Source organism: Planktotalea sp. (genome assembly GCF_039984035.1).
Taxonomy (GTDB): domain Bacteria; phylum Pseudomonadota; class Alphaproteobacteria; order Rhodobacterales; family Rhodobacteraceae; genus Planktotalea.
The window spans coordinates 1-10,017 of record NZ_JBDWVM010000388.1; the positions used below are offsets into that span (position 1 = coordinate 1).

Below are 10,017 nucleotides of genomic sequence, written 5' to 3' on the forward strand. Positions count from 1 at the left end.
GTGCCCGGCAACATCAACCGTGCAAAAGGCAGTGGCGTCATTGAAGCGCTTCTTGAGCGGGACAAAGATGCACAACGTCTCGAATTCCATATTCTCGGCGCACATGATTTCGAAACGAAACATCCCGGTCTCGTGTTCCACGGAACCTACAAAAGAGAAGAGTTCGCAGAGCGCGCAGCGCGAATTTCCCCACATGTGGGCGCGGTCTTTTCTATCTGGGACGAAACCTACTGCCATACTCTGACAGAAATGTGGGCCATTGGCCTGCCTGTGATCGGTCTCGACTACCCGACCGTCGCAACACGCATTCGCAAGAGCGGTGCAGGTTGGGTGCATGATGAATCCAATTTGGATGCCCTCTACGCGAGCATGATCGCAGAGCTTGGCGATCCCGAAGAGTTCACAGAAAAACTCATGGCTGTCGTTGCTTGGCAACGTACCGAGGGTCGCTCAAACACAACCAAGGCGATGGCGTCAAAGTACCAAGCGCTGTACCAAAACACCTTCGCCAGTGTCAAAAACGCGCAAGTGCCGTTTGCCGCGCCGAATAAAAAGCCGAAACTGATCGGGCTCGAAAAAAGACGCGTCGCCGTTGTCAGCCCTGCGGATCCAAAGTTGACTGGCGCACCCGCCTCAACCCATGTCCGCGTTTGGGAACGGTGCATTAATAAGCTCGACAGCAATGTGACCTACATCCGTATGACACCTGACGCATTGGTTTCTGCCGTCCGCACGGGCGAAATCTCGACAGGCATCATTCAACGCAATGCGCTGAACAAGCAGATTTGGGAAAAACTCAAACCCCACGTCGACGCAGGTGACTTTAAGTATACCGTCGATCTGGACGATGATCTCATGGCAGTGCCAAGCGACAAAGATCCCAACGGTGCTTATGCGGCCTATGCGCTGGTCCTCAAAGAAATCCTTGAAGGCGCCAACCTTGTCACGGTTTCCACAGAACCGCTCGCCAAGAAGATCGGTGAAATCAATTCATCCGTTTCAGTCGTTCCAAACCGTCTCAGTGGACGTGTATGGCGCGGTCGTCTGCCCGACCGTAAAAACGACGGGTTGGTGCGCGGCCTCTATATGGGCAACCGCAGCCACGACGAAGACTTTGCAATGGTCTTCGATGCCTTTGAATCAATCGCGAGTTCTAACCCCAACCTGAGACTGCGTTTGATCGGCGCCTTGGCAAACCCACCTGCCAAGCTGCCAAAATGGCTTGAGATTGTTGATGTCCCCAACGGGGTGCAAAACTATCCAAACTTCGTGAACTGGCTGCAGTCTCAATGTAACGAACTGGACTTCGGCATCGCGCCGCTGACCAACGCGCCATTCAATAGCTACAAATCAAACTTGAAAGCTCTGGACTATTCCGGATTGGGTCTCCGTGTCCTAGCCTCGAAGCACAGCGTATATGAACCTCTAAAAGACGCGCCTCACCTTAAACTTGTCGCAAGCACTAAACTTGCTTGGGAAAATGCTTTAAAAGCAGTAATCAAGCAGGGGACTTTGACCACACAAGAACGCGAAGATGCGCAGGATTGGGTATCTGACCATATGCTTGACGAAACGCTTAATGAGTATTCAGACCTCGTTCTGAACAGTTTTTTGGAGACTAATAAATGACTTTACCCGACTTCCTCGTTTTGGGGGCGCAGAAGGCTGGTTCAACTTGGATTTATGACTGTTTGAAACATCATCCTGATGTCTTCATGCCAAAGTCTGTAGAACTATTGTACTTCAATAAACTAAACTACTCAGACCCAGAGTTGCTTGAAAACTATAAAGCAAATTTTGAGGGTGCAGATCGATTTAAACGCGTAGGTGAAAAGACGCCTGGCTACTTCTGGAGCACTGATCGGGAACGCTCCAAAACGCAGCCACCGCCCATGCACAACCCGGATATTCCGAGCGCTGTTCGCGACGTGCTCGGCACTGATGTTGATTTCATCGTTTCGCTACGCCACCCGGTGTGGCGTGCAATTTCTGCGTTCGGGCATCACGTCAAACGTGATCGTATCGATCCGACCAAAACGATCAGTGAGACCGCCCATAAATTGGGTATTCTCGATATCGGTTTCTACGGCGCGCATTTGAAGCACTGGCTCGACACGGTCGACAAGAAACGCATGAAAGTTTTGATCTTCGAAGAAGATATCGTTGCGAACCCAGAGCAGGGTTTCACAAAGATATGTGATTTTCTTGGCATCAACTCCAAAGAAACGCCCGCAGGATTGTTCAAAGCATCCAACGCAGGCGGTCCGCGTGAAATCAGTCGCGCTGGCATCACGGTCAAAGGCCATCCGCTCCCGATTGGACCGGAAGACATCGAATTTCTGATCGATATCTATTCGGAAGATATCAAACTCCTGAAATCTCTGCTCGGCCACGACATTCCGTCATGGGATGCCGAAACCGCACGGCTTTTGAAGTGGTGCAAAGACGTCAGAGAAAAAGGCCCAGAAATGGAGCAAGTCGCCCAAAACGATCCAGCCGAAGCAAAACCGAACAGCCATCAGATCTTGCGCAGCTACGGCCTTGAAGCCACACCTCGCGTGTCAGGTGGCCTCGACAAACGTTTCAAGTTCGAAGCCCCAGCACGCCTCTCCGATTTGGTCATGCGCGGCGATTGTTCCATGGGCGCGTTTTCTTATGCGGTAACTGGCCACGCCTATGGCACGCATATTGGGCGCTACTGCTCAATCGCGCGGGACGTGAATATCGGACAGTTCAATCATACGATGGAATGGCTCTCCACCAGCCCGTTTCAGTTTGAACAGGGCTTTAAGTTTGCCACAGGCGAGAATTTCCCATTCAAAGCCGAGTACGATGAAAACAATCCCGACCCCGCATTATCTGCGCGTGCCCGCCTAGAACTCACGCGCACCACAACGATCGGAAACGACGTTTGGATCGGTCACGGTGCAGTCCTAACTGCCGGTGTTTCCGTCGGTGATGGCGCTGTCATTGGGGCACATGCGGTCGTCACAAAAGACGTCCCACCCTACGCGATTGTTGGCGGTGTTCCTGCCAAACTCATTCGCTACCGGTTCCCGAAGCGTCAGATTAAGCAACTGCTTGCCTTGCAGTGGTGGCAGTACGCCCCTTGGCAATTAGCCGATGTTCCGTTTGCTGACCTGTCGGCTGCAATTTCCGAGATTAAGCGCCGTATAAATGAAGAGGGTATGAAACCTTATCAACCCGATGTCATCGCGACACGCGAAGTTGTCCCTGAGATGTTTTCTTAAGAAAGGTAAGTCGCAGGTATTTTAAGCGACGTAGAACGTGAAAATATGACAAAAAACTATTTCCTCCTCGGTGTCGGTAGCCAAAAATGTGGTACCAGCTGGCTCCATAATATGATCTCGCAATCAGCAAATGTGGATATGGGTATTGCCAAAGAATACCATATCCACGATGCCCGCACGATTCCAGAATGTGCAGGTTTCAAGCGTCGCGCGCAAAAACGACTGTCAGGCCTCAAGGCACGCGGCGAAACCAATAGCGCAGGCCCTAAGTTGCAACTTATTTTGGATTTTCATCGTGATGAAAACGTCTACTATGATTACTTCCAAGGGCTCGTTGCGCCAGGCAACATTCATGTCACTGGCGATTTCACACCCTCATATTGCGGCTTAAGTGCGGAAACCTTCCGCGGCATTGATGAGCAGCTGACCAATCGTGGCATGACAACGAAAGTTGTCTTCCTCATGCGCGATCCGGTTGAGCGGTCTTGGAGTGCCGTCCGAATGAGTCGACGCGAATTGCAGCGCAAGAATCCCAAGCGCCAGTTTGAACAAACAGAAATGGAACAGCTGAAAGATATCTACGCTTCTCCCGTTTACCAACTACGGTCTGACTATGCTGCAACACTCAAGAACTTGAGCGCGGCATTCCCCGAGGAACGTGTCTTCATCGAATTCTACGAAACTCTATTCTCACAGGACGTGATCAACAGGCTTTGTGAATTTGTCGAAATTGATCCTATTCAGGCCGATTTAGGCAAGTTCGTGAATGTTTCTCCGAAGGTTACGACCATTTCTGAAGACATTGCTGAAGAGATTGCAACCTACTATGCAGCGTCTTATCACGAAGTCGCGAATAGGTTTGGGACCGAGAAAGTGAAGAGCATTTGGCAAAGTGCCCGTTTCGTTCTCTGAGCGTAATTTGAATTTAAATTTGTGTATGAAAGAAATGCAATGAGCAGCTACGTTGAAATTAATATTGATCAATATGATCAAACTGCACCAAACACTATTGTTGTGCTTGGACCTCCTCGCTCAGGTACCTCGATGATTTCCGGCATTCTACGGTTGCTCGGCATCTATATGGGCGAATGTACCAATACCAACAACGAAGACCCACGCTTCAACAAACGTCAGAGCGTTGAGTCCATTCGCGAATTGATCGGTTCAAACAACCAAGACTATCCTCAGCAATGGGGCTGGAAGCAGCCGTCGACCTATCTTTATTATGACAAGGTCGCCGACGTTGTGCGCGCACCGATTTTCATCGTTTCCTACCGCAACATCCTGGCTTCTTCAGCGAGCAAATTGAAGCACACGGATACGGGTGACATCGGCAGACTCGTGGGCGGATATGCTCGTAACTATCTGCGCATCGCCAAACTTTTGAAAGAGCACGACGGCCCACGCATTCTGGTCAACTACGAGAAAGTCCTTGAGGACCCAATCGCTCTAGGCGAGGCCTTGTCCAAACGACTTTTAGGAAAAGACCTTTCGCCCGAAGTGCGCGGCAAACTAGAAGCGTATTGCGCACCGGGGTCCTACAAACCGATCGAAGACTACCTTTAAACAACGTTAAAAAATGTCTAATTCAACAGCCTTCACCCATAAGGGTGGAGGCTGTTTTTTGCTTTCTACAATCGAATTTCACGACATTCGCTCGAAACAAGCCTGTTCCACACGCACCACTATTAACATAATGTTAATTATACGAACGACACTCGGCCCGATTTCACCCCAAGCATTCTTTAAGCCTGCTCTGCAACTGCGGGTGATCTGGATGAACCACAAGCGCTGCTTTCAGCGCTTCGGCTTCCTCTGCGCGCGCTCCCTGCTTGCGTAACACCCGCGCGAGCACCAGATGAAACCGAACCGGTTGAGCATCCAATTCCAGCGCACGCCTCAGGGCCACAACAGCCTCATCAAGCTGCCGCGCATGCTCTAAACACGCGCCATATAGGTGGTTCAAAAGGCCATGATCGGGATGCAACGGCAGCGCCGCCTTCAAAACGATCAGCTCCTGTTCACGATCCCCCAACTTGCGCAACACCCGCGCCAAAGCCATGTGATGCTTCAAGAGCTGATCATCCATTTCAAGCGCTCGGCGCAAAGGCGTCAAAGCGCTCTCTAGATCTCCCGATACCTCATAAAGGCTGCCCAACCGAAAATGGAACTCTGAACGATTGTCCAACGCCGCGACGGCCTCTTTGACCAGCGCCAGCGCCTCATCAATCCGGCCCTCAGCCTCGAGCTCCTTACTCTTAGCCACTTTCGCCTGGGGCATCTCATCGACATAGGCTGAACCATCATCACCGGGGCTTTTTGCCTGCCAATATGCCATCCATTCCGCTTCAAGCTCTTCAAATGCGCCTTGCGCCTGCGGGTCAGTGAACCGAAGGAACAAATCGTAAGCGCGCTTTACAATGTCAGGAACTCGGTCATCGGCATCGATATCCGTTTTTGACAAAATATGATGACGATCTTCAGGCGCAAGAAACGCATCAATCGCCTGTGCTTTGTCCGCGTCAAGCTCTGCAAGATTGGGCAGGCTTACATGTTGGCAAACCTCCTCCAACGCACCTCGCCAATCAGACAGCAAATCTTCGTAATGAACGACGATCCGATGCTGCCCGCGCGTATTGCGTTCCGCATCCAACATATAGCTCAGCCAGAGCTCTAGACCGTGCTCAAGGCTCAGATCATCACGAAACGCCAATGATCCAGCAACTTCCAAAGGGTTACGGCAGGAAATCAGATAAACTGGCTCCGCAGATCGCGCCATTATCGCATCGTGCCACAAGGGCAGAAGGCAGGAAAACCTCGGGTCCTTGAAAACAATCGACTCAAATCCACCAAATTCCTGATCGAGTAAGTCCTGCGCTGCGCTGGCACGGTCAGCAAACGCGCGCGATTCGGTCCAAGTCTTCGCAAGCGGCTTAGGGTCTGCCCAGTGCCTGTTGAACTCAGCAAGCACCTCATTGTTGAATTTCACAATGGAGCGCGGCTCCCAATATCCGGACGTATTAAAACTGTTCGCCTGCAACAGCGCATCAGAGGTACGCGGGCCAAGAATATTAATGGAACGCGACAGCGCAGAGGTGCCCGAACGGTGCATACCAAGGACGACAAACGTTGAAACAGTAGCTTTTTCCATCTCGAGTATCCTAAGCGATGTGATAAGCGCGTAACAAACGAATTTGGTATGGTTTAAGAACTTTCCCTAGCTGTATATTGCATTTCACTTTCTATCAATGCATCCCGCCTGCAGAAGCCCCCATAGCCCCTGCAAAGCGGGATCAAACGCTTATCAATTGTACACACCACCAGTGCTTTCGACGCCATCAACATCGCCAGGGAAATACGTCTCGCCCTCGTTGCTCGTGTTGATAACTCCGTTCAACCAAACCTTATAACGACGCCCCGTAGCCGTGCCGACAAATGTCAACGCAGGCATTTGTGCGACACTACAACGTGCACAAGACACAAATGCAGAGCTGAAATTGACCACCGAAGTCAGTGTCACTGTTTGAGATTGAAAATCGGCCACACCCCCCTCGAGCAATTGCAAATGGTATTTTGCACCACCTGAAATGCTGTAGGGGCCGTCTAAGGCTAAATTGCCGTTTTCCACGACGATAATATGCCCACCCGCAACGCCAAAATCGACATGTGCCAGTCTCACAAGTCCCTTGTTAGAGACGTGAATCGTTGCATCAGCAGTGCTCGCATTCTGCAATCGCACGCCCTCTAACGCCAACGTACCATCGCTGACCTTAAACACCTCATCAACGCCGTCTAAGATCACTAAATCCGGCGATGCCACGTTCCCTGTGATCGTCAATTTAGACGCGCCCACGATAGGCATCGATATCTCAAGCGGGCTAGAAATCGAGTACGTTCCATCTGCCAGTTGAATGCCAACAGCGTGCCCGCGCGCATCGATACCTTGAACAACAGTCAACGCATGGTCGAGCGTCGCAAACGCCCCTGCCCCCAACGTTAACCCGTCGCCCGTATCGTTCCCGAGCAACGGATCGACAAAATAAGTGCGCGGCGCGCTCAACACGTCACGCCAGGCCGTTTGTCCAAACGTCACACCGCCCGTCGCCGCATCAATACGAAGCGCCTCAAACCAGGTCGCACCATCGGCACTCACTTTGAAGGAAAAATCGTCATTCCCCGCGAGCCCCATCTCCGCGCGCCCCGAGAAACCGGTCTGAAACAAAAGGCTCGCCGTATCACTTACCGCCGCCTTGTTGATCTTCAACTGATGGTTCGATCCAGCATGGTTCAGCAAGACCGCATCAGACGCGACGGACAGACGGTCAAACCCATCTGCAACCGCGTTAATGCCTAACGTATCAACCGTTGTGACTTCATCAGAGACCCAGTCGGTCCCGTCAAATGTGACACGAACCCCCTGCGCAGTGTCATAGGCCTGCCATCCCGTCAAAGGCGCGATAAAGCTCCAAACACCATTTTCGTAGATCGCAATCTCTGCATCATGCCCTGTCCAGGCCCCCTGCGCAGAAGACGCCACCAAATAACAATCGCCCGTTTCGACCGAAACTGGCGGAACAGTCAGATCGCGCGCAAGAACGACCATTTGGACCAAAGCATCCAAAACCCGCAACGCCTCGTTATGAGTGACATGTTTCTGTGCCTGTGCCGGTTGAATATAGGGCAGGCCCAAAATTGAAGTGGAAGAAGTCATGAGGCGCGCTCCGCTGCATTGAAAAGGAAGCCAGAACACTAACTTGAACCTCTTACCGGTCCCCTACCCCACCGCGCGGTGCTCTAAGCGCCCTTCATGCAGTGATTTCAAGCTTCACAAGCGCATGATTAATGAGCACATATTCCAAAGTGATAAAATCGATATGGTAGCCGAAAGCCAATGATGATACCTTCTTCTCACTACAAAATTTCCAAGGACAAATTATGAAACGTAAAGGCATTATACTCGCCGGCGGTTCAGGCACGCGCCTCTATCCAATCACAGTAGGCCTGTCGAAACAGCTTCTCCCAATCTATGACAAACCAATGATTTACTATCCGCTCAGCGTTTTGATGCTCAGTGGCATCCGCGAGATTGCGATCATTACGACGCCCGCGGATCAAGACCAGTTCAAACGTATCCTCGGCGACGGCAGTCAATGGGGCCTGGAGCTGACCTACATTACACAACCGTCACCAGATGGCCTCGCTCAGGCATATTTGCTCACCAAGGATTTCCTCGCGGGCGCACCGTCAGCCATGGTGCTTGGCGACAACATCTTCTTTGGGCATGGTCTTCCCAAGATGCTGAATCTAGCCGATCAAAGCACTTCTGGCGGGACCGTGTTCGGTTATCACGTCTCTGATCCAGAACGCTATGGCGTCGTCGAATTTGATAGCGCGGGTAAAGCGATTGAAATCGTTGAAAAGCCAGAACAGCCAAAGTCCAACTATGCTGTGACCGGTCTCTATTTCCTTGATGGCACAGCGTCAGAGCGCGCCGCATCTGTTCAACCGTCAGAGCGCGGTGAACTGGAAATCACTTCCCTTTTGGAAACCTATCTCAACGATGGCTCCCTTGACGTACAACGTATGGGCCGCGGTTATGCATGGCTCGATACGGGCACGCACGGCAGCCTTCTGGACGCGGGTAACTTCGTGCGCACACTGCAAAAACGTCAGGGCATGCAAACCGGTAGCCCCGATGAAATCGCCTTTGATCAGGGCTGGATTTCAGCCGAAGGCTTGGAAGAACGCGCGGCCCTATTTGCCAAAAACGAGTATGGTCAGCACCTGCGCAACATCCTAGCAGAGAAAAGCACCTGAAACGCCTAACACACTGATTTAAAACAACTTTTAGAGACAAAGGCGGCGAACAACTCGGTTCGCCGCCTTTGTTATATCTGCAAACCTTATCCGCGGATAAGATCGCTAGCCCCCTACCCTAGCCCATCAACCAATCCCGCAATCGCCCGCTCTAGCTGAGCGCGATCAATGGTAGAAAAATCTCGATCAACTTTGATCTCAAGGCGCCCTACTCCGGCGGTGCATTTCACCCGACCCGCACGCGTGCGGATATCAAATGTGGTCTTGGTCTTTGACGGGTCCGCGACCGATGCTTTGGTCTTGCGCGCAGGCAAAACAGTCTCGCCTTCGGGTCCATCAACGGCGACATCCTCGACATGCAGATACCGCCTTAGAACGTCCAACTCATCCTTGATCGACCGCATGTCCCAGTCACTCAGATCATCGCGAATACGCGCTTTGATTTCCGGCCGCTCCTTGATCTCCCGCGCAAGCGCAACGCCGAGCGCACGCGGGATCTCGGTTGGGTAGGCCAAGGCATCCCCGATCTCATCCAGCAAATAGGCGAAGGAACGGATGTAGCTCCGCTTTGAATAGGCCGCCGATTGAAACAGCGCAGCAACCGCGCTGCTCAGGTCCTTGGCCTCTGTCGCGGGGTCCATTGCATAGGTCTGCGCCGCGCGCGCCATCTCTGCGAATGATAGGTCCTTGCGGATCACATTCTCATCCACCATGCGCCGATAGAGGCTGCCGATATCAGCGCCCCCCGGCAACACCAGTGCGGGCACCCTGCCCCATGTCTCAGTCGCGCCAGACTGCTCCAGCAGCGCGCGATACGCGCTCAAGCGCCGGAACCCTTGAACCAGCTCGTAGCCTGTTCCATCAGGACGTTTCAGCACGCGGATCGGGTTGGACAGACCGAGCTCCTTGATCGATGTGATCAGGCTCTCTAGCTCAAGATCATCACTCG

7 protein-coding genes and 1 pseudogene are annotated in these 10,017 nt (G+C 52.2%); 5 read left to right on the forward strand and 3 right to left on the reverse strand.

What is annotated here, in order from left to right; all coding sequences use genetic code 11:
- The 4 genes and pseudogenes from ABJQ89_RS17160 to ABJQ89_RS17175 form a co-directional block, all read left to right on the forward strand.
- Positions 1-1,629: pseudogene (locus ABJQ89_RS17160) on the forward strand (hypothetical protein); the annotation flags it as partial.
- On the forward strand, positions 1,626-3,251 hold the full coding sequence (locus ABJQ89_RS17165; RefSeq protein WP_348497376.1) for a sulfotransferase domain-containing protein: 1,626 nt from the start codon (positions 1,626-1,628) through the stop codon (positions 3,249-3,251). The pseudogene ABJQ89_RS17160 and the gene ABJQ89_RS17165, both read left to right, overlap by 4 nt.
- A gap of 45 nt (positions 3,252-3,296) precedes the next feature.
- The gene (locus ABJQ89_RS17170; protein WP_348497377.1) at positions 3,297-4,163 is read left to right on the forward strand and encodes a sulfotransferase; all 867 of its coding nucleotides are present in this window, start codon (positions 3,297-3,299) and stop codon (positions 4,161-4,163) included.
- Positions 4,164-4,202: 39 nt separating this feature from the next.
- Positions 4,203-4,817, forward strand: coding sequence for a hypothetical protein (locus ABJQ89_RS17175; RefSeq protein ID WP_348497378.1), 615 nt, complete (start codon positions 4,203-4,205; stop codon positions 4,815-4,817).
- A gap of 163 nt (positions 4,818-4,980) precedes the next feature.
- On the opposite strand, the gene ABJQ89_RS17180 is transcribed toward ABJQ89_RS17175, so the two are convergent.
- Both ABJQ89_RS17180 and ABJQ89_RS17185 read right to left on the reverse strand, forming a co-directional pair.
- Positions 4,981-6,402, reverse strand: coding sequence for a tetratricopeptide repeat protein (locus ABJQ89_RS17180; RefSeq protein ID WP_348497379.1), 1,422 nt, complete (start codon positions 6,400-6,402; stop codon positions 4,981-4,983).
- A gap of 153 nt (positions 6,403-6,555) precedes the next feature.
- Positions 6,556-7,962 carry a DUF2793 domain-containing protein gene (locus ABJQ89_RS17185; RefSeq protein ID WP_348497380.1) on the reverse strand — a complete coding sequence of 469 codons (1,407 nt, stop codon included), beginning with the start codon at positions 7,960-7,962 and terminating at the stop codon, positions 6,556-6,558.
- Between the two features lie 224 nt (positions 7,963-8,186).
- On the opposite strand from ABJQ89_RS17185, the gene rfbA reads away from it, so the two are divergent.
- The gene (rfbA, locus tag ABJQ89_RS17190; protein WP_348497381.1) at positions 8,187-9,068 is read left to right on the forward strand and encodes a glucose-1-phosphate thymidylyltransferase RfbA; all 882 of its coding nucleotides are present in this window, start codon (positions 8,187-8,189) and stop codon (positions 9,066-9,068) included.
- 113 nt (positions 9,069-9,181) lie between these two features.
- On the opposite strand, the gene ABJQ89_RS17195 is transcribed toward rfbA, so the two are convergent.
- Positions 9,182-10,017, reverse strand: an 836-nt coding sequence (locus ABJQ89_RS17195) for a ParB N-terminal domain-containing protein (protein WP_348497382.1), incomplete at its 5' end; no start/stop codon positions are given.

Coding starts and splice junctions, on each gene's coding strand:
- ABJQ89_RS17165 (WP_348497376.1), top strand. CDS start 1,626: ATGACTTTACCCGACTTCCTCGTTTTGGGGGCGCAGAAGGCTGGTTCA.
- ABJQ89_RS17170 (WP_348497377.1), top strand. CDS start 3,297: ATGACAAAAAACTATTTCCTCCTCGGTGTCGGTAGCCAAAAATGTGGT.
- ABJQ89_RS17175 (WP_348497378.1), top strand. CDS start 4,203: ATGAGCAGCTACGTTGAAATTAATATTGATCAATATGATCAAACTGCA.
- ABJQ89_RS17180 (WP_348497379.1), bottom strand. CDS start 6,402: ATGGAAAAAGCTACTGTTTCAACGTTTGTCGTCCTTGGTATGCACCGT.
- ABJQ89_RS17185 (WP_348497380.1), bottom strand. CDS start 7,962: ATGACTTCTTCCACTTCAATTTTGGGCCTGCCCTATATTCAACCGGCA.
- rfbA (WP_348497381.1), top strand. CDS start 8,187: ATGAAACGTAAAGGCATTATACTCGCCGGCGGTTCAGGCACGCGCCTC.